Source organism: Capnocytophaga gingivalis, assembly GCF_002302415.1.
Classification (GTDB): Bacteria; Bacteroidota; Bacteroidia; order Flavobacteriales; family Flavobacteriaceae; genus Capnocytophaga; species Capnocytophaga gingivalis.
The window spans coordinates 992,628-1,011,800 of the sequence record NZ_CP022386.1 but is presented as its reverse complement, the minus strand read 5'-3'; the positions used below and the strand labels follow the sequence as shown (position 1 = coordinate 1,011,800).

General features: G+C 42.6%; 17 protein-coding genes. 6 read left to right on the top strand and 11 right to left on the bottom strand.

Annotated features, from left to right (window positions below):
• Positions 1-11: 11 nt before the first annotated feature.
• Both recA and CGC50_RS04595 read right to left on the bottom strand, forming a co-directional pair.
• Complete coding sequence (gene recA / locus CGC50_RS04600) at positions 12-1,175, bottom strand: recombinase RecA (protein WP_095909880.1); 1,164 nt, start codon at positions 1,173-1,175, stop codon at positions 12-14.
• 86 nt (positions 1,176-1,261) lie between these two features.
• A complete protein-coding gene (locus tag CGC50_RS04595; protein ID WP_002668715.1) occupies positions 1,262-1,774 on the bottom strand; it encodes an inorganic diphosphatase in 513 nt (170 codons plus the stop codon).
• A gap of 126 nt (positions 1,775-1,900) precedes the next feature.
• Here CGC50_RS04595 and CGC50_RS04590 point away from each other — a divergent pair, with 126 nt between their 5' ends.
• Both CGC50_RS04590 and CGC50_RS04585 read left to right on the top strand, forming a co-directional pair.
• Entirely contained in the window at positions 1,901-2,854 is a 954-nt protein-coding gene (locus CGC50_RS04590) for a DUF438 domain-containing protein (RefSeq protein WP_095909879.1), read from the top strand.
• Between the two features lie 65 nt (positions 2,855-2,919).
• Positions 2,920-3,858: a polyprenyl synthetase family protein gene (locus CGC50_RS04585; protein WP_198541655.1), complete on the top strand. Its 939-nt coding sequence runs from the start codon at positions 2,920-2,922 to the stop codon at positions 3,856-3,858.
• Here the strand turns inward: CGC50_RS04585 and CGC50_RS04580 are convergent.
• The 7 genes from CGC50_RS04580 to CGC50_RS04550 form a co-directional block, all read right to left on the bottom strand.
• Complete coding sequence (locus CGC50_RS04580; RefSeq protein WP_095909877.1) at positions 3,851-4,450, bottom strand: Maf family nucleotide pyrophosphatase; 600 nt, start codon at positions 4,448-4,450, stop codon at positions 3,851-3,853. The two genes, CGC50_RS04585 and CGC50_RS04580, sit on opposite strands and share 8 nt — an antisense overlap.
• Positions 4,451-4,464: 14 nt before the next feature.
• Positions 4,465-4,803, bottom strand: coding sequence for a DUF2149 domain-containing protein (locus tag CGC50_RS04575; protein WP_095909876.1), 339 nt, complete (start codon positions 4,801-4,803; stop codon positions 4,465-4,467).
• Entirely contained in the window at positions 4,800-5,402 is a 603-nt protein-coding gene (locus CGC50_RS04570; RefSeq protein ID WP_095909875.1) for a MotA/TolQ/ExbB proton channel family protein, read from the bottom strand. Before CGC50_RS04570 ends, CGC50_RS04575 begins: the two co-directional genes overlap by 4 nt.
• Before the next feature lie 139 nt (positions 5,403-5,541).
• Positions 5,542-6,888 (bottom strand): DUF4302 domain-containing protein, encoded by a 1,347-nt coding sequence (locus CGC50_RS04565; protein WP_095909874.1) that lies wholly within the window; start codon positions 6,886-6,888, stop codon positions 5,542-5,544.
• Positions 6,889-6,906: 18 nt separating this feature from the next.
• The gene (locus tag CGC50_RS04560) at positions 6,907-7,773 is read right to left on the bottom strand and encodes a substrate import-associated zinc metallohydrolase lipoprotein (RefSeq protein ID WP_095909873.1); all 867 of its coding nucleotides are present in this window, start codon (positions 7,771-7,773) and stop codon (positions 6,907-6,909) included.
• A 19-nt stretch (positions 7,774-7,792) separates the two neighbouring features.
• On the bottom strand, positions 7,793-9,334 hold the full coding sequence (locus CGC50_RS04555; RefSeq protein ID WP_095909872.1) for a RagB/SusD family nutrient uptake outer membrane protein: 1,542 nt from the start codon (positions 9,332-9,334) through the stop codon (positions 7,793-7,795).
• 14 nt (positions 9,335-9,348) lie between these two features.
• Positions 9,349-12,717, bottom strand: coding sequence for a SusC/RagA family TonB-linked outer membrane protein (locus CGC50_RS04550; protein ID WP_095909871.1), 3,369 nt, complete (start codon positions 12,715-12,717; stop codon positions 9,349-9,351).
• A 515-nt stretch (positions 12,718-13,232) separates the two neighbouring features.
• Here CGC50_RS04550 and CGC50_RS04545 point away from each other — a divergent pair.
• Together CGC50_RS04545 and CGC50_RS04540 are read left to right on the top strand one after the other, a co-directional pair.
• A complete protein-coding gene (locus tag CGC50_RS04545; protein ID WP_095909870.1) occupies positions 13,233-13,970 on the top strand; it encodes an MlaE family ABC transporter permease in 738 nt (245 codons plus the stop codon).
• On the top strand, positions 13,971-14,735 hold the full coding sequence (locus CGC50_RS04540) for an ABC transporter ATP-binding protein (RefSeq protein ID WP_095909869.1): 765 nt from the start codon (positions 13,971-13,973) through the stop codon (positions 14,733-14,735).
• A 31-nt stretch (positions 14,736-14,766) separates the two neighbouring features.
• Here CGC50_RS04540 and gcvH read toward each other — a convergent pair whose 3' ends face one another.
• Positions 14,767-15,144 carry a glycine cleavage system protein GcvH gene (gene gcvH / locus CGC50_RS04535; RefSeq protein ID WP_095909868.1) on the bottom strand — a complete coding sequence of 126 codons (378 nt, stop codon included), beginning with the start codon at positions 15,142-15,144 and terminating at the stop codon, positions 14,767-14,769.
• A gap of 20 nt (positions 15,145-15,164) precedes the next feature.
• Positions 15,165-16,262, bottom strand: coding sequence for a CapA family protein (locus tag CGC50_RS04530; protein WP_095909867.1), 1,098 nt, complete (start codon positions 16,260-16,262; stop codon positions 15,165-15,167).
• Between the two features lie 295 nt (positions 16,263-16,557).
• Between CGC50_RS04530 and CGC50_RS04525 the strand changes: the two genes are divergently transcribed.
• Both CGC50_RS04525 and tpiA read left to right on the top strand, forming a co-directional pair.
• Positions 16,558-18,324 (top strand): peptide MFS transporter, encoded by a 1,767-nt coding sequence (locus CGC50_RS04525; RefSeq protein WP_095909866.1) that lies wholly within the window; start codon positions 16,558-16,560, stop codon positions 18,322-18,324.
• A gap of 80 nt (positions 18,325-18,404) precedes the next feature.
• Positions 18,405-19,157 carry a triose-phosphate isomerase gene (gene tpiA / locus CGC50_RS04520; RefSeq protein ID WP_095909865.1) on the top strand — a complete coding sequence of 251 codons (753 nt, stop codon included), beginning with the start codon at positions 18,405-18,407 and terminating at the stop codon, positions 19,155-19,157.
• The last annotated feature ends 16 nt before the right edge of the window (positions 19,158-19,173 follow it).

The following is a 19,173-nucleotide window of genomic DNA, read 5'->3' as shown; positions in this document are numbered from 1 at the left end:
TTTTTTTGTTATTAATCATCGTCTTCTTCATCTGGATAGTTGTCGTCATCCTCCGGTTCGTCGTAATTATCATCGTCATCCTCATTGGATTTTCCTTTGGATTTGCTACTGCTGCTTTTGGTTTTTTTCTTCACTACTACTTTTCCTTCCTTGACAGCCTCTTTGATTTTGTTTTCAATCTCTTCGGCCATTTCGGGATTGTCAAGAAGTAAAGCCTTCATCGCATCACGACCATTGGCAAGGCGTGTTCCTTGATAACTATACCAAGCACCACTCTTGGAGAGGATGTCGAATTCGGTACCCCAATCTACGATTTCAGAAACCTTGGAGATACCCTCTCCATAGATAATTTCAAATTCTGTTTTCTGGAAAGGAGGAGCTACTTTATTTTTCACCACTTTGATTCGGGTAAGATTACCATAAGCCTCCCCGTCTTTGTTCTTCAGTGGAGCGGCTTGTCGGCGTACATCTACACGTACGGACGAGTAGAATTTCAGTGCGTTCCCCCCAGTGGTTGTTTCAGGATTTCCGAAAGTAACACCTATCTTGTCTCGAAGCTGGTTGATGAACATTACCACGCAATTGGCTTTACTGATACTACCAGTGATCTTGCGTAGCGCCTGTGACATCAATCGGGCATGTACTCCCATTTTGGAATCTCCCATTTCCCCATCTATTTCAGCCTTAGGAGTAAGGGCAGCCACAGAGTCCACTACAATAATATCTACCGCACCGGATCGTACCAAACCATCAACAATCTCAAGAGCTTGTTCTCCATTGTCTGGCTGGGAGACGATTAGGTTGTCTATATCGATTCCTATTTTTTTAGCATAATAAGGGTCAAAGGCATGCTCTGCATCTATGAAAGCAGCAGAACCTCCTTGTCTTTGAGCCTCAGCAATCGCATGTAGGGTTAGGGTGGTCTTACCAGAGGATTCCTGACCGAAGATCTCAATGACCCTACCACGAGGATAACCTCCTACCCCCAAGGCAATATCCAACCCTAAGGAGCCAGAAGGGATAACCTCTACCTTCTCAGCTACTTTGTCCCCAAGGCGCATTACAGTCCCCTTACCGAAGGATTTCTCTAAGCGCTCCAAGGCGAGCTTCAGGGCTTGGGCTTTGGCATCTTTGTCCTTGATTTCCTCTACTTTATCTTTTTCTTTTTTTGCCATCTTTTTTAATGATTAATGGTTAATGATCAATGATTAATGGTCAATGATTAATAGGCGTTGGCATTAATCATTGTTGGTATTAATCATTAAAGAACAAATTTCTTTGCACTTTGTCCTTTGTAGCGGGCGATACATTCTTCGTATACCTCAAGCGCTTTCTGAGCATCTCCCCAGCCACGTACTTCTACCTTCTTGTTTTCCAAGTCTTTGTATACTTTGAAGAAGTGTTCTATTTCCTTAGTAAGGTGAGGGTTTACTTGGTCAAGTTCATTGAGTGATTTTACCATAGGATCGGCCTTAGGCACACAAAGTACTTTTTCGTCCCCTCCTTTTTCATCGGACATATAGAGGATACCCACAGGTTTTACCTCTACTACACATCCAGGGAAAAAAGGAATGGTGGAGATCACCAATACATCCAAAGGATCCCCATCATCGGCCAAAGTTTCTGGAATAAAACCATAGTCAGTAGGGTACACCATGGAGGTATGGAGCATTCTATCGAAGCGCATTTTTCCTAAATCAAAATCATATTCGTACTTGTTTCTACTTCCCTTTGGAATCTCAATAAGTACATCAAAAGTTGTTTCTTTTGCCATTGTATTTATATCAAAAAATTTAGAGAGCAAAGATAGCATATTTTTTTTTATTCTCAAAGCAAATATTTATGTTTCTTTCCTCAAAAAAATTTCGTACATTTGCCACCTATTTAATACCCTTTATTTATGTATTCAGAATTAGCCGAAGGACACCCTATACGCACTTATTTGCATGAAACAGAACTTATCCAAAACCTTTTAGAAGAAATCATGCAAACGGATCCCGAGAAGGATTATCAGAAGTTCTATAATCTCTTCAATCACCTTTCCTCCGTGGAGAAGCGATTCCAAAGAAAAGAAAATCAGCTATTTCCTTTCTTGGAGCAAAAGGGGTGGACGAACCCTTCTCAGAATATGTGGTCATTCCACGATACCATTCGCGATATGTTCCGCTTGGTCAGAAAGAACTTAGAAGAGAAGGATTTAGCTAAAGCTAAAGAGAATATGGTATATGTGGAGGACAACCTCCAGCGCTTACTCTCTGTAGAGTACAACATTCTTTTTGCCCGCTCATTGGAGATTCTCTCTGAAGAGGATTGGATCAAGATGCGCCAAGGAGAGGACGAGATTGGTTGGATGCTTCCTACTCCACCACCTACTTACCCTAATGAATCCGGATATATACACCCTTCTGAGGATACTACCCTACGTACTGATGTGGTTTTTGATGAAAATGCACAGCACTACGACGAAGGCTATATGACCATAGAACAGGTGAACCTATTGCTCAAAACCTTACCTATTGATATTACTTTTGTCGATGAGAATGACAAGGTAATCTTCTACAACCGAGGAGAGGAACGAGTATTCCCTCGTAGTGCAGGAATCATAGGCCGCGAGGTGAAGTTCTGTCACCCTCCTAAGAGTGTAGGGACAGTACTGAAGATTGTAGAAGCCTTCCGCAATGGTACCCAGAATGAAGCTAACTTCTGGTTCAACTATCGTGGTAGACTCATCTATGTACGCTACTTCGCTGTACGCGATGCTCAAAAGAACTATCGCGGAGTGATAGAAATGTCTCAGGATATTACCGATATAAAAACCATAGAAGGGGAAAGACGCCTTCTGGAATGGGAGTAAGATATAAATAACTTTTTGCTTTGGCGAAAATCATAGAACAAATAAAAGAGCCTATCGCTCAGGAGATGGCCACCTTTGAGGACAAGTTCAGAGACTCTATGTCCTCAAGGGTGGCCTTGCTCAATCGTATCACCCACTATATAGTAAACCGCAAAGGGAAACAGATGCGCCCCATGTTCGTATTCTTGGTGGCAAAGCTTGTCTCTGAAGGACTCGTACAGGAGCGTACCTACCGAGGAGCGGCGGTCATTGAGCTGATCCATACGGCTACTCTAGTTCATGACGATGTCGTAGATGATAGTAACAAAAGGCGTGGTTTCTTCTCCATCAATGCCTTGTGGAAGAATAAGATAGCAGTTCTGGTAGGGGATTATCTCCTCTCCAAGGGACTACTTCTTTCTATAGACAATGGGGATTTTGATCTATTGAGAATCATTTCCGTAGCAGTACGAGAGATGAGTGAGGGAGAGCTCTTACAAATGGAAAAAGCGCGCAGATTGGATATCACCGAGGAAGTATATTATGAGATTATCCGCCAGAAAACGGCTACCCTCATTGCCGCTTGCTGTGCTATGGGAGCTTGCTCGGTAGCTCCTGAAAATAGCCAAGTGATAGAGCAAATGCGCCTTTTTGGAGAATATGTCGGGATGGCCTTCCAGATAAAGGATGACCTCTTTGATTATACAGAAGAAGCTATTGGAAAGCCTACAGGAATCGATATTAAGGAACAAAAAATGACTCTCCCACTAATCTATACCCTCAATACGGTTGCCGAAAAAGACCGCCATTGGCTGATCAATAGCATCAAAAATCACAATACAGACAAAAAACGGGTGAAAGAAGTCATTGCCTTTGTCAAAGCACATGGAGGAATCAACTATACCCAGAAGAAAATGAAAGAATACCAAGCAAAAGCGGTGGCTATATTGGATCGCTTTCCGGATTCTCCTTATAAAAAAGCACTGCTACAGATAGTCACTTACGTCATAGAGCGAACTATATAGCTTGGGAGGCTATCATCTCGGTGAGTTCCTTCCAAAACCGCTGAGTAGGGAAGCCTACAACATTGTTATAAGACCCCTTGATTTGGGTAATTCCTACAGCACCTATCCATTCCTGTATCCCATAGCTGCCAGCCTTGTCAAAAGGTTGGTAGTGAGTAAGATAGTAATCAATCATTTCAGGGGTAAGGGCGGAGAAAGTCACCTGAGTACTCTCATAAAAAGCCCTTTGTTGCTCCTTTCCTTTCAGGCATACAGCGGTGATAACCTCGTGTGTTTTCCCAGAGAAAGCCTTTAGTGTTGCCATGGCATCAGCATAGTCCTTGGGCTTGCCGATAGCCTTACCCTCGAACCAAATAAGGGTATCAGCAGTAATAAGAATTTCTTTTTCAGTGATTTCTCCCGAGAAAGCATGGGCTTTTTCTTGGGCAATATATAAGGGAATTTCAGCCCCTTTTAAGTCTTTGGGATAGTGCTCATCCGTTTGCTTAATGCGAACTTCAAAGGGTAGGTTCAAGTCCCTGAGAAACTGTGCTCTACGAGGAGAAGCAGAGGCTAAGATAAGGGAATATCCCCTGAGTGACTGTGATAACATAAGCTTTCGAAAGATTAGTCTGGGACAAAAATATTCTCTCCGTCCTCATTCTCATAGAGGGTTCCCAATCGCTTACCTTTGTCCTTGGAGGAACTCGAAGAGGAAGCCCCTTTAGCAGTTTTGTATTTGGTAATTTTCTCTCCTTTTTTCTGGATAATCTCCATATCATCTCCATTTTTATTGACAATAGTAAAGTCTCCTCCTGTGAAAAAGGCAGAGAGGTTCAGATTCATCACCATGGAGACCATCAGAGCAACGGAGAAAACCATGGCGACATCGAAGAGATTGACCACGACACTTAGTGGATCAGCATCGTCGTCCTTGAATGGGTTTGTTCTTCGGGTATTTCTCATTTCTCAGGAGTTTGTTGGGTAGCAATACGGGAAATATAATCTAACTGGTTTACCTCTTTGGCATACCAGCGTTGTTTGAACTGTAGGGTGATAAGCCCTACTAAGCTTACCACCAGTCCCACTACAGTGGTGGCGAAGACCACCTGCATATTGGAAGCCATCTTGGAGATGTCCCCCTGAGAGAGACCTGTAAGAGCAGGGCTCATGGCGATAAGTGTTCCGATAAGTCCCAGTACAGGGCCTACCTTGGAGAGTAGTTTGGAGGTGACGATATCCTTTTCAGCCTCATTCTCAAAATTGGAAATCATATAATCAGCATAAGCCCCGTCGGTAGGACGAAGTAGGATCTTACGCAGGTGTTTTACAAAGAGAGAATTGTCCTTCTCGGGGAGCGCTTCCTGTAAGCGAGGTAGTGACTCAGGGGAGAGCGTCTCCAAGATGGGGGAGAGCTGTCGTTGGTTTTTGTATTTGGTAATGAATTGGTTATAAAAGCTTCCAGAGAGCAGTAGCGCGCGTACAAAGAGTATCAACAGCACTATGATGTCTGGAATGAGCAAGCTGTCGGATACTAAGAAAAGAATTTGTGAGATTTGATCCATTTTGATTTAGATTATTTCTAAGTGCAAAGATACGAATTAAATAAGAAATGACCAATGAGAAATATATAATAATTCAATAATGGTTAATGATTCATCCTCGCATGGGATGAATCATTAACCATTATTAACAATATATCTCTTATTCTTCCACGGCTTGGTTTACTGTGCCAGGGAAGTAATATTTAGGTTCTGAGATACTTCTCATATAGTATACTGGTCCCAAGGTTGCCGATAAGCTGGACTTCCAAAGATAGATACCTTGCGAGCTCATTTGAATAAAATGAGTCAATCGCTCCTGTGCCATCTGTAGAATTTCTTCATTATTAGGATCTATCCAGAACTCATCCATATCCTCATGCTCGCCTATGAAGGTGATGTATATCTTCTTATCACGGATTTCATAGTTGCATTTGTATGCGTAATACACTCTATCATTTTGGTTTCCTGTAGGGGTATAGCCTACCCGCAAGAGAGGGGTATCCGCATCGGATTGGAAGAGTAGCTCATAGGAGAAGAATTTCCCTTCGCCTACCTCTGTATAGAAGTCTCTTTTGAAGTCCGCACTCATATAAGGCAAGTTAAGATGTGCTTGATCGCCTAAGAGTACTATAAAGTCAGTGACAACATCTCCTTGGGATTCGAACTCATCCATAGGATTGTTGAAGTGTCTTAGCTCAATAGTCACTCCATTGCTTTGTGCTCTATAGTTCAGCGGAGGAGTTCCTGGCACTGCTGTCATATGAGTGAATTTTTCTCCTGCTATCTCCAACGAAGGAGTGAAGGTCAGTTCATTAGAATTCACTGCAATACCTGCTCGGCTTGCTTTGTGGCTATCCTGCATGGAGGTAAAGAGGAACATGCGGAAGGCACTTCTTACAAAGTAATTCTCCACCCCTTGAGCAGAAGTTACTTTTAGGTAATAGGTATGATCAATACCATCGAGCTGTTCACCCTGAGTACCTATAGTTGTCCAATCCTCGGCAGTGGCCTTCTCGAAATAAAGGAATTGTTCGGTTGCCTTTCGTTGGGTTTTGAACTTAAGTTTATCGCCCTCCTGCCCTATATAGACAAACTGAAATTCACCTTCGAGACCTTTACCGATATGCTCACGAGGGTCTAAACTATAGGTAAGAGGTTCGAGCAGGGTATGAATGTAGTTTCGGGTGGTAAAGACCAAAAGGGGACCCTGTCCTTCCTGAATTTGGTAGCCACTCTCCTGAGGGGTTGTTCCACTACCGAAATCAGCCACCATCGTTACGCGTCCTCCGAGGGTGAACTTCATTAGAAAGGTATAGCCTCCGAAGGTATTCTTTTTAGGAAAATAGCTCAATTTCCAACCATAAGGCGCCTCCGAGAGCGTTTTTTTGAGATTTTCCTTGTTCTGCTGTATACGTTCGGAAGCATTCTTACCCATGAGCAAGTCAGGTTCGTTCTTCTGACATCCGGCTACAGCTATGATAGCGAGTAGGTATAATATTTTTCTCATTTTAGTATCTGTTTTGGTTTACAAATAGTTTCGCATTCTTTGGTAAGCGACCCCTTGGAGCTGATAGAAGTCAATACCCCATTCGGCTCTGAAGTACTCCACGATAAAGGCTTCTTTCTTCTTAAGAGCTACCTTCCCTTTCTCAGGCATGGCATTGAGGGCGGCATCCCATTGCGCCTTGGACTTCATGAGCATATGAGAGGTCATTTCGGCAAAGTCCTCAAAGGGGTTTGCCGCTGCATAGTTGGTAATAAAGCCTAAGGCATTGGCCTGAGCTGTTGTCTTACCATGCCAAGAAGAACTGTAATCATCGGGGGTTATTTTCCCAAATTCAGGCGCAAAAGGCTTATGCTGATTGATGATATGGCAGTACTCATGCTGAATGGTATGGATAATGTGCCTGATATTCTCCTCATTTGGATGGGCTGGATCGTAATAGTCAACGCGAGCGATGGTGATCTTAGCCCCATTGTCAGCCTGACCGAGAGTTTCCTCGAAGAGGTAGGTCTCAGGATTGCGCTGAGGATCCAAGTTACGCCCTCCGATAAGGCTTATCTGTCGAGGAGCTACTTGGCTAACAAAGGTCGTACCGGCTACCTGCTGATAGGCTCCTAACCAAACATACTTGATCATCTCCAAGAAAGGCTGTACCTTGCTTTCAGTCGGTGGATATAGGTAGCGCCCCATCTCGTAGTTGATGTCCACATATTTGTAATTGACCTCTATATTATAGGAATTGATATATTCGTTTCGGATATAGGTATCCAAGGCAGTGGGGGTATCCGTATCGTCATGGATCACACTTTGGGGATCGAGTGTCTCTTTCTTATTGCAGCTGGAAAGGGCAACAGAAAGGGCAACGCATATATAGGTTATTTTTTTCATACTTCAAAGAATTAAAAGATTAACGAGGGTTGGGTGCCATACCAAATTCAAGGGCGCTATTAGGAATTTGAAGCTCTCGACGCGGGTCGCCCTTGGTGAGTTCTATTTGGCCATCGCCCACCTTATGCACGACCTTCATCCCTAAGCGCTTGTTATCAAACCAGCGCAAGCCCTCTTGTACAAACTCCACTCGTCGGATATCCACTACCGCTTGGAGCCATTCTCTCTGTCGGGTTGAGAGAGGATAGGAAGGATCGAAATCAACTCCTCTACCCTGATAACGCCTATCAAGTGCCGCCTGAGTCATATAGCGCTCGAAGGTCATACGAGGGAAAGGATAGGCCTCATTGGGTCGGGAGCTATTATGGGTCTTAGGAATGAGATAGGTAAAGAGGTCACTACGGAACTGATCTAAGTTGCCGGACATTAGGTAGGCCTCCAAGCGGTTGAGGTAGACCTCGTCATAAGAGAACAAAACCGCTGCACTATAATAAACCCTAGTGCCTGCCGAACGATTTACATACTTATAGTAGTAGTTAGACTTAGGAAAGACAATATTACCTGCCCCATCTCCCAAAGCCGAATTGACTGCTTCCCAACTGATATTGGAGAAGTTCAAAGGATGGGTATTACGAGGAGAGCAGATCTCCGCCATCTTTTGCAAAGTTAGGCTATACTTATGAGTCTGGAAACGATAGGCCAAGGCAGAACGAGCCGTACCCACAAGTATATTGGATGGGTTAGTGGATTCTGTATAGTAAGCACTTCTGGACTCAAGGGCTACCGCATTGAGGGTTTTTATGTTTCTGAGCTTGGTTTCTGCATTGGCTCCCAAAACGGCATCGGCATGTTCAATTACCTTATTCCACTGGGCTTTCATTAGGTAGAAGCGCGTAGCAAAGGCATGAGCTGCCGCTGTAGTGAAGTGGAAACGAGGTTGCTTATATTTGCTATCATCAAGCAAGGGAAGCCCTTGGGTGAGGTCGCGCTCTATAGCATCATAATATTCCTTAAGTGGGATACGGGTGTAGTGTCCAAAGACATGCTTTTCAGGGGTAGTAATATAGGCCAATCCCAAATCAGAGGCAGCGGTAGCCTCATTATAAGGCTTACACCAAAGGTAAGCCAACATAAAATGGGCATAGGCTCGTGCTACCAAGGCTTCTCCTTTGATATAGTTATATCGTGCTGCCTCGCCTAATTCGGCATAGGATTCCAAAGCCTGATTGGCTGCCCCAATGGCCGCATAGCAGGCTATCCAATAGTCGGTTGGGGTATTGTCCTCCCCATCTATCTCATTGTTATCTCTCCAGAAATACATATCTGTATTAAGGGTTGAGATTCCTAAGAAGGAGGTCTTTTCGCTTACATTATCACTCATCATCTCTGCGATGTAAGTAGGAAAGCGATTAGGATAGGCGCCGACCAAGAGTTCCTCTATTTTTTCAGGACTATCTATTTCTGTACGGCTATCAGGTAGGTCGTCTAATATTTTGTTACAAGCGCTCAGCACCAAGGTAAGGGCTAAGGCTAAGAGGGACAAGTATTTGTTTCTTTTCATGAGTTGCTGTTTTGTTAGATTCCAAGATTAATGGTAAAGGTATATTGGGGTGTGATCGGGTAGGCTACTCCTCCAGAGCGGAAGAATTCTGGATCCTGTCCGTTCAAGTCCTTATGAGCATAGATTAGGAAGGGGTTGGAAGCTTGTAAGCGTAGGGTTAGGTTGCCTAAGTTTAGGTTTTCCAAAACTTCCTTATCAAAGGTATAGGATAGGGAGATGCTCTTCATACGTACAAAAGAGCCATCGACTACACGAGCGGTAGAGTGGTTATAGGCGCTATAAGCTCTTGAGATATAGGCCTTGTTTTCCTCATTGAGTGTTCGCTGAGAGACAATGCCAGGTATTTGAGTTAAGGCCTCATCTCCAGGGGCTACCCAGCGATTCTTGAACTCTCTTGGGAAGACACTTAAGTCATCATAGCCAGCTCCTTTGTAGAGGGGTGCCTTGCGAATCTTATTACCCGCTTGCATAGTAATGAGGAAGTTTAGCTCCCAATTCTTGTAACGGAAAGTATTGCTAAGTCCTCCTGTGATGTTGGGATCCACCGCTCCTTCTTTCTTGAGATAGGAGAGGATATTATCACGATCTTGGAAATCAATATCCTTATAGTCTCTACTTCCTCCCTTAAGGTTGAATAGCGGCATTCCTTGGCTATTAAGACCTGCAAAATCATAGGAATAGAGGGTGTTGCGTGGATTACCCAATACATTGCCCCCTGTCTCACGTACTAAGTTGAAAACACTGTTGGAGGCATTGGCCAAGGAGGTAATCTCTTGCTTAAAATAAGCAAAGTTCACACTGGTACTCCAAGTGAAATCCTCAGTCTTGAAGTTACGAGTATCTAGTACTAGCTCAACCCCACGAGTGGTCATGGAGGCATCATTAGCATACTTATTCATTTCCCCTCCCATACCGGAAGTACGCACAATGTCTAATAAGTCCTTGGAGTTCTTCTGGTAGAGGTCTACCGAGAGGGAGATCGAATTGGAAAGGAAGCCTATGTCAGTACCGAAGTTAGTCTCATACACCTTCTCCCAAGTAAGGTCAGAGTTCTGGAGAGAAAGGATACGGATTAGGCGTTCATTATCCTGGTTGCGGAAGCGGGGGGTGATGGTACTAGCCATGATAGGTAAGGCATTTCCTATATTGTTCAGTCCTGCAATCAGTCCATAGCTAAGGCGGAAAGAGAGGTTAGAGAGGGCATGGGTCGCAGGCAAGAAATGTTCGTTGGTTACATTCCAGCGGCCACTGATATTCCAAGTAGGGAGCCAGCGAGCCTTACGGCTTCTACCAAGTTGGTTAGAACCCTCATAGTTCAGTGTACCAGAGAGAATATAACGGTTGCGGAAGCCATAGGATGCCTGAGAGAAGAAAGCTACTCCTCGTTCACGACCGGTAGAGCGATCAAAGTATTGGGCATTATCGGCAATCACCTTCTCTATGATTCGAGGATCAGTAAAGACTACTCCACCACGATTGAACTGATAGCCATAACCATCGAAGGATTGGTTATCCCTATCGGTATAACGGAATTCTTGTCCTAAGAAGAGCTTAAGGGTATGCTTGTCCTGCTCATCTTGGTCTTTGAAAGCCTTATTGTACTCCAAGGCATTGCGTAAGTAGTAGCTTTGGAGGTTATTTTGTTCCAACTTATAGATACCTCCGTTGGGAAGTACCACTTGCGGAAGGGCTGAAGGATCATCAGGGTTGCGGTATAGGAATGGGTTGCGCTCCCCTATAATCATATTATCGTTGGCACGATAAGCCCCTACCACATTGGAACCTTCGGTGATCGTATGCTCTTGGGTACTTTGGGCATAGCGTACCGAACCTAAGAACTTGTACTTAAGCGCTGGAGTGAATTTGATCTCTAAGTCGCTTTGGAGCTTGTACTCCATCATCTTCAGATCTATATAATTATTCTTAAGCTCCTTAAGGATATTCATAGGTGCATAGTTCATACGATAATAGTCGTAGTTGCCTTCATCATCATAGGGACGTAGTGCACGAGTAGTATTGAGTGCATAGCTGAAGGGATTGATATCGAAATCACGTTCGTACTCCCCTGTTACCTGATTGCTCGAACGGGAGAAGGTACCCGGTGCTTTTTGGTTACGGATGGCTCCTTGTGCTAGAATACCTATCTTCACCTTAGAAGAGAGGTCATAAGTGGTCTTTATATTTCCGGTAATACGGTGTACCCTATCGGCTATCGTCCATCCTGGGTCTACAAAGAAGCCTAAGGAACTATAGATAGTCGTATTCTCTCCTCCACCACTAAGACTCAAGGTATGATTTTGAGTTAAGGAAGGTCGGAAGAGGGTTTTGAACCAGTCCGTATTGGCATACTCATATTTGCGCAAGAAAGCATTACGTGCCTCTGGACTGTTCTGCAATAGAAAGCGACCAGTAGCAGGATCATAAGTATCGGTATTTCGGTACATGATCTGGTAAACCCCACCTTGCTGAGCAGCTGTATAAGTAGCTCGGTCTAAGTAGCCCTTTTGCTCCAACTCACGATAGACACTCATGGTCTCTTGGGAGTTCATCAGGTCGAACTGTGCATAATTAGGAATCATACGTACAGACTCCTCCAACTGGTAGCTCAATTGTGTCTTCACATTGCGTTTTCCACTTTTGGTAGTAATGATTACGGCTCCATTAAGCGCACGTGCTCCATATAGGGAAAGTGCGGAAGCATCCTTGAGGATTTCTATACTCTCAATATCATTGGCATTCAGCCCTGAGATTGCTGAGCTAATTAGGGTTGAGGCATCTCCAGAGGCTAACTGTTCAAAGGAAAGGTTCACCACCTCCTCCTGTACAGCTCCATCCACTACCCAGAGGGGTTTGGTATCTCCAAAGATAGAGGAACCTCCACGTATAGTAATCTTAGGAGATGTACCAAAAGTACCTGAAAGGTTCTGTACATTGACCCCAGCGGAGCGTCCCTCAAGCATACGACCTACATCGACTACTCCATCTTGTTTGATGTTGTCAATTTTTAGTGTCTGGGAATTACCCGTGAAAAGCTTCTTGTCAATTTCTTGATAACCATTGAAGACAAGACCTGTAAGCTCAGTAACATCCTCTTTGAGAGTGACGTTCAGCTCCTTGTGATTGCCTACTACACGCTCCACGGGCTTACTTCCTAACATAGAAAAAACAAGAACTGCTTTTTCATCAGGCACTTTTATGGAATATTTACCATCCAAATCGGTATCAACCCCTCGAGTGGTTCCTTTGACAACTACGGAGACACCTAAGAGAGGTTTTCCTTCCTCATCTCTTACAATTCCCGTTATGGTACTTTCTTGGGCATACAGCCCAGTTGCTGTTAGGCATAAAAACCCTAACAGCACATACAGCCATTTTCTCTTCATGTTTTTATATATATTCGCACAATTAGTTTTGCAAATATTCGTAAAAAAAAGTGAGAAAAACAAATAATTCTATATGTTTTTTTCAATATCGTGTTCTTTAAGAATTTTAAAAGCATGTTTTTTGTTAAAAATAAAAAATTGATAGTTTTGTTTGTTAATATTTTGAATTGATAATTGTTTTAATACTATTTAATACAATTGTATTTATTAAAATAAAATAATTGGTGAATATATTTTATTTAATGTTAAGGGAGTATTAATTATTGATAATGAATGAAATAGTTCTTTCTCTTGAAAAATAAAAGAGAATTATTTTTATCGTTTTGTTGTTGCTGCTATTCAATATTTAACTTTTTTAATAAATTATATCTTTTATTTTAAGGCTGTTGATGGAAGTAGAAAAGTGAAAAATAGAATGGTTTTTATCTCAAAGGTAAAAGAAAAATAGAAAACTTTTTCATTTCCTTCTTTCTCTTTTTACTTTTTTTGTATCTTTGCCCTCTCGAATAGTTAGTATGAAACATTTAGAAGCTATAGGAAGGTATTTCCTAATGATATACGAAATATTCCGCAAGCGTACCAAGTGGGCTATGATGAAAAGGCTTATAATGAAGGAGATAGATGACCTTATGTATGGATCGTTGGGGATTATTGCTTTTATCTCGCTCTTTGTCGGGGCGGTAATTGCCATACAGATGGCACTGAACATAGATAACCCTCTTATACCTAAGAGTCTTATTGGCTTTGCCACCCGTCAGACCATTGTACTGGAGTTTGCTCCTACCTTTACCTCTATCATAGTAGCGGGGAAGGTGGGTTCCTTTATCACTTCAAGTATTGGGACTATGCGTGTTACCGAACAGATAGATGCCTTGGATATCATGGGGGTCAATTCTCTTAATTACCTTATCTTTCCTAAGATTATTGCCTTGCTTTTGTATCCTTTTGCCATTACTATGGCGATGGCTTTGGGTATCTATGGAGGGTATATTGCAGCTACTGTAGGGCACTATGCTACCTCGGCAGAGTTCTTGGAAGGTTTGAAGTTACAGTTCCGCGCTTTCGATATCACCTATGCACTTATTAAGAGTGTTATTTTTGCCTTTGTGCTGGCGACTATTCCGGCCTATCACGGCTATTATATGAAGGGGGGCGCCTTGGATGTAGGAAAGGCTAGTACCATTTCCTTCGTATGGACAAGTGTGGCAATTATTATTATTGATTTTATTATTACTCAAATTCTCCTTACGTAAATGATTGAAGTACAAGATATAAAAAAATCCTTTGACGGGGTAGAGATTCTCAAAGGAATCTCGGCAACTTTTCACAAAGGAAAGACAAACCTTATAATAGGGCAGAGTGGCTCCGGAAAGACCGTTTTCCTAAAGACTCTCTTGGGCTTACACATTCCTGATAGTGGCAATATTATCTATGATGGGGTCAAGTATGCCGATATGAATAAGGAACAACGTCGTAAGTTGCGCCAAGAGATGGGAATGGTCTTCCAAGGGAGTGCGCTTTTTGATTCCATGACTGTGGAGGAGAATGTGATGTTCCCGCTGCAGATGTTTTCTTCTCTGACCCCTGCCGAGATGAAGGATAGGGTGGATTTTGTCTTGGAAAAGGTGAATCTGGTCAATGCCCATCATAAGAAACCTGCCGAGATATCGGGGGGGATGCGAAAGCGTGTGGCCATTGCTCGTGCAGTGGTGAACTCGCCTAAGTACCTCTTCTGTGATGAGCCTAACTCAGGACTGGATCCTAAGACGTCTATTGTTATAGATAATCTAATTCATACCGTAACAGAAGAGTTTAACATCACCACCATTATCAATACCCACGATATGAACTCTGTCATGGAGATAGGGGAACAGATTATCTTCCTCAAGAATGGGTACAAAGAGTGGGAAGGTAGTAAGGATACTATCTTCAAGACGGATAACGAGGCCGTTACTGACTTTGTTTACTCTTCCGAACTCTTTAAGAAAGTCCGACAGATGTACTTGAATAATGATTAATGTTTAATGATTAATCATTGAACGTTGATCATTACTCATTGATCATTGATGCATATTCTTCAGCAGATAGTAATTCTTCTAACTCAGCGGGAGCAGTAGGTTTTATTTGGATAATCCAAGACTCATAGGGAGTTTTGTTAATCTGTTCAGGCTTACGTACAAGCTCTTTGTTGAAGGCGATAATCTCTCCAGAGAGAGGCATGAAGAGGTCTGAGAGTGTCTTTACAGCTTCTATAGTGCCAAATACTTGGTCTTTGCCAAGGGTTTCTCCTTCGGTTTCTACTTCTACATATACAATATCACTGAGTTGCTGCTGTGCAAAATCGGTAATTCCTGCATAGAATAAGTCTCCTTCGGATCTTATCCAAAGGTGCTCTGCGGTATAACGGAGTTCTTCTGGTAGGTTCATTTCTTTATTTCTTTAATTTTCTATTTCTTCTCAACTATATATCCTATATTATTCTCAAGGAAAAGCTTGCGAGAGTCCTCGATAAAGAGTTTTATCTGCTTAGTACTCTCTTTGTCCAGTCCTTTGAAATTTTCCTTTTCTACTTGTGCGCAAGGGAGTATCTCATAGTGGTTTTTCCCCTCTTGTTGATAGATATGTACCCAAGTGAGGTAGTACTGAGGAATCAGAAATTTCGTCTTTCCTTCTTTATTTTTGACAAAAGAGAGCTTAACCATCAGGCCGCCATCGGTATGGCGCTTGCGCTGGTTGGAGATAAAGTTGCCCAAGGAATAGGCAACAAATTGGTCATTAGTATTTTTCTCCATAGGTTGGAGTACATGTGGGTGCCCCCCTATGATAGCATCCACTCCATTTCTCAGGAGGAAATTGGCCATGTCTTTTTGGGCTTGGTTGGGTTTGGTAGCATATTCTACTCCCCAATGTACTACCGCAATGAGTTTGTCAAGCCTGTGGGCGTGGGCACTTTGTAGGTCTTTTTTTATCTGGAGGGTATCAAGTAGATTCACAAGGGTAGGTTCAGGGATAGGTAGGCCATTGGTGCCATAAGTATAGTTAAGGATTCCTACACGAATATTGTTTTTCCTCAGCACAAGCAGGTTCCTACGAGCCCTGTCTATTAGGTCATAGAAGGTGCCTGTATGCTTTATTCCCAAAGAATCCAACTGATATAGTGTATTGGTGATTCCCTTTTTTCCACGGTCACAGGAATGGTTGTTCGCCGTTACCATCACATTGATACCACTCTTATAGCAAGCTGCCGCTAGGGCATTGGGCGAGGAGAAGGTTGGATATCCTGTATAAGGTTTCCCACCGAGGGTTACCTCTAGGTTGGCTATTACATAGTCATTTTCCCTGAAGATAGGGGCTACTTTAGCAAAGACAGGCTCATATTCATATCGTTGTGTTGTCTTATTATAGGCAGATGTGATCTGAGGGGAGTGTCCCATGATATCTCCAGCAAAAAGTAGGGAAAGGGTGTCCTTTTCCTTGTTTATGGACGCTTGTCCCAAACTATAGAAGCTGATAAGTAAAAAGCAAAATAGGAGTCCTTTTTTCATAATGAAAAAACAAGGTTAGTAAACAAAGGGCAAAGATACAAAATAATGAATAATGTTCAATGATTTATTCTATAAATACTTCTTTGGGCTTATATTATATTCTTTGTTATAGCTCTTCAAGGAGATGTGTAGAAAAAATGATATGAAAAATAAAAAAAAATTAGGTAATTTCAGAAAAAAAACCTATTTTTATAGCCGTTTTCAAAGAAGCTTTTTTTATAACCAATGTATTAATTAACAGCTCTTTATAGAAATAATAACCGTATAGGAAACACAAAAAATCATTATAAATACTATGGAACAGCAAAAGAAACATTATTTTGACACAAAAGTACTGGGGCAGCCCTCGGGACTTTTCTTTTTGTTCTTCACTGAGATGTGGGAACGCTTTTCCTTCTATGGAATGCGTGTCCTTTTGGTACAATTTCTAACCGCCGAGATTCTTCTAGGGGATCCTAAGGGAGGCTGGGGCTGGACGGCTGAGCAAGCGGCTTCGCTCTATGGAACGTATGCCATGCTCCTATACCTAACTCCTGTCTTGGGGGGGATCATTGCCGATAAGTACCTCGGGGCGCGCAATGCTGTGATTACTGGAGCGGTGATCATGACTATAGGACAGCTCTGTCTCTTCCTCTCTATCCCTGTGATGTTCTACATAGGGCTTACTTGCTTAGTGATAGGGGTAGGATTCTTCAAGCCTAATGTCCCTTCTATCCTCTCGGAAATGTTCAAGGAACATGCCGATAAGAAGGATAGTGCTTATACCATTTTCTATATGGGGGTCAATTCAGGCTCTTTCTTTGGTACCATGCTCTGTGGGTACTTAGCAATGACTCATGGCTGGAGTTGGGGCTTCGGACTGGCAGGTATCTTTATGGCATTGGGAACAATCCAATTTGTTTTCGCAAAGAACCTTATGGGAGATTTAGGGGTACTTAAGCAAGCGCTTCCTCAACAAAAAGAGGAAAAACAGGCCACAGAAGTCAAAAAAGAAGATACAGATAAGCGTAATCCTTTTACCTTTACCGATACAATCCTCATTACGATAGTAACCCTTTTGGGACTCACTTATGCTTTCAATGATCCATTGTCTAAGAATGGCATGTATGATGTCTTTGCCTGGGCGAATAGCTCCCTTATGAGAGGACAAACGCTCTTTATCATCATTACCTTAGTGCTCTTTATCTATGTACTCTTCTCCCGTATCATGCGCTATGAAGGGGTAGTGCGCAGCCGTATGTTGGCAGTGGTGAGCTTGGCAATCTTTATCATGTTCTTTTATATAACCTTCGATCAAGCACCTTCTTCATTGATTATTATTGCTCGTGATCATGTGGATAGAAGCCTTACGGGCAATGGATTGTTTATCTTCAATATCATTAATAGCCTTATTGTGGTGGTGCCCTTGATCATTATCTTCTATGTACTCATAAGGCTTGCGATGGCCACTTGGAAACATATCCCGATTACTAATATGATTCTCCTATTATGTTTTTCCCTCATCTGGGTGGTAGTAGTGTATATGCTCAAGAGTGAATTTGCCAAGACAGAATCTGAAATCTCTGTATCGTGGTTCTCTGTGCTTAACCCCTTCTTTGTCATTACCTTAGCCTCCTCTGTATCGAAGATATGGGAATCTAAATTCAATCCTCCAGCGGCCTACAAGTATGGCTTTGGATTGTTCTTCGTGGCCATTGGGTATATCGCTATATGGTTAGGCGCTACAGGCTTGGGCGAAGGAGCGAAGATCTCTGTAATATTCCTTATCCTTACCTATCTATTCCATACTTTAGGAGAATTATTTATCTCTCCGGTGGGACTTTCCTATGTTTCCAAGTTAGTACCAGCCAGAATGCTTGCCTTCATGTTCGGTATGTGGTACTTAGGAATTGCTATTGCTCAAAAGATAGCTGCAACCTTAGGTGGACAGATAGAGTATGTCAAGCAAAACTATGGATTAAGTACTTTCTTCCTTATTTTTGCAGTCATAGCCGCAGGAGCAGGAATATTGGTAATTCTTCTGCACCCTATGATCAAAAAACTTATGCATGGAGTGAAATAAAACTTGCATTTCTTGAGGGAAAGTAGTATCTTTACACCTGAATTAGAAAAGATCTATTACTTAATCAAAATAACAGACTTATGAGAAAAAAAATAATTGCAGGAAACTGGAAAATGAACAATGATGCGGGGCAATCCGCAGAGCTCATTGCCGCTTTGCTACAGAAGCTCCCACAGACTAAGGCAGAGGTGATTATAGCCCCGTCTTTTGTGAATCTGGCTTTAGCAGTGGAAAAAACAAAAGGGAGTCCTATTGTGGTAGCTGCACAGAATATGCACTTTGCTGAAAAAGGGGCTTTCACTGGAGAAGTATCCGCTTCTATGCTTGAGGCTATAGGGGTTAGAACCACTATCTTAGGACACTCCGAACGTCGTGAGTACTTTAATGAAACGGACGAAAGTCTCGCCAAAAAGGTAGATACTGCCCTTGCTCATCAGTTCCGTATCATCTTCTGTATAGGGGAGAAACTTGCCGAACGTAAGGCAGAGAAACACTTTGAAGTGGTGCAGCGCCAAATAGAAAAAGCTCTTTTCCACTTACCTGAGGATGCTTGGAAGCATATTGTACTTGCTTACGAACCAGTATGGGCTATTGGTACAGGTGAGACAGCTACTCCAGAGCAAGCGCAAGAGATACACGCTTTTATCCGCAAGACCGTAGCAGATAAGTATGGCAAGGAAGTGGCCGATAATCTCACTATTCTATATGGTGGCAGCTGTAATGCCAAGAATGCGGCTTCTCTTTTTGCTAATCCAGATGTAGACGGAGGCCTCATAGGAGGAGCTGCCCTTGTAGCAGATGATTTTATCTCCATTATTCAGGCGATGAAATAAGTCAAAAATATTTACT

What these genes read in the sequence shown, in the direction of transcription:
- recA (WP_095909880.1), bottom strand. Translation starts at nt 1,175, where the DNA reads ATGGCAAAAAAAGAAAAAGATAAAGTAGAGGAAATCAAGGACAAAGAT.
- CGC50_RS04595 (WP_002668715.1), bottom strand. Translation starts at nt 1,774, where the DNA reads ATGGCAAAAGAAACAACTTTTGATGTACTTATTGAGATTCCAAAGGGA.
- CGC50_RS04590 (WP_095909879.1), top strand. Translation starts at nt 1,901, where the DNA reads ATGTATTCAGAATTAGCCGAAGGACACCCTATACGCACTTATTTGCAT.
- CGC50_RS04585 (WP_198541655.1), top strand. Translation starts at nt 2,920, where the DNA reads ATGGCCACCTTTGAGGACAAGTTCAGAGACTCTATGTCCTCAAGGGTG.
- CGC50_RS04580 (WP_095909877.1), bottom strand. Translation starts at nt 4,450, where the DNA reads ATGTTATCACAGTCACTCAGGGGATATTCCCTTATCTTAGCCTCTGCT.
- CGC50_RS04575 (WP_095909876.1), bottom strand. Translation starts at nt 4,803, where the DNA reads ATGAGAAATACCCGAAGAACAAACCCATTCAAGGACGACGATGCTGAT.
- CGC50_RS04570 (WP_095909875.1), bottom strand. Translation starts at nt 5,402, where the DNA reads ATGGATCAAATCTCACAAATTCTTTTCTTAGTATCCGACAGCTTGCTC.
- CGC50_RS04565 (WP_095909874.1), bottom strand. Translation starts at nt 6,888, where the DNA reads ATGAGAAAAATATTATACCTACTCGCTATCATAGCTGTAGCCGGATGT.
- CGC50_RS04560 (WP_095909873.1), bottom strand. Translation starts at nt 7,773, where the DNA reads ATGAAAAAAATAACCTATATATGCGTTGCCCTTTCTGTTGCCCTTTCC.
- CGC50_RS04555 (WP_095909872.1), bottom strand. Translation starts at nt 9,334, where the DNA reads ATGAAAAGAAACAAATACTTGTCCCTCTTAGCCTTAGCCCTTACCTTG.
- CGC50_RS04550 (WP_095909871.1), bottom strand. Translation starts at nt 12,717, where the DNA reads ATGAAGAGAAAATGGCTGTATGTGCTGTTAGGGTTTTTATGCCTAACA.
- CGC50_RS04545 (WP_095909870.1), top strand. Translation starts at nt 13,233, where the DNA reads ATGAAACATTTAGAAGCTATAGGAAGGTATTTCCTAATGATATACGAA.
- CGC50_RS04540 (WP_095909869.1), top strand. Translation starts at nt 13,971, where the DNA reads ATGATTGAAGTACAAGATATAAAAAAATCCTTTGACGGGGTAGAGATT.
- gcvH (WP_095909868.1), bottom strand. Translation starts at nt 15,144, where the DNA reads ATGAACCTACCAGAAGAACTCCGTTATACCGCAGAGCACCTTTGGATA.
- CGC50_RS04530 (WP_095909867.1), bottom strand. Translation starts at nt 16,262, where the DNA reads ATGAAAAAAGGACTCCTATTTTGCTTTTTACTTATCAGCTTCTATAGT.
- CGC50_RS04525 (WP_095909866.1), top strand. Translation starts at nt 16,558, where the DNA reads ATGGAACAGCAAAAGAAACATTATTTTGACACAAAAGTACTGGGGCAG.
- tpiA (WP_095909865.1), top strand. Translation starts at nt 18,405, where the DNA reads ATGAGAAAAAAAATAATTGCAGGAAACTGGAAAATGAACAATGATGCG.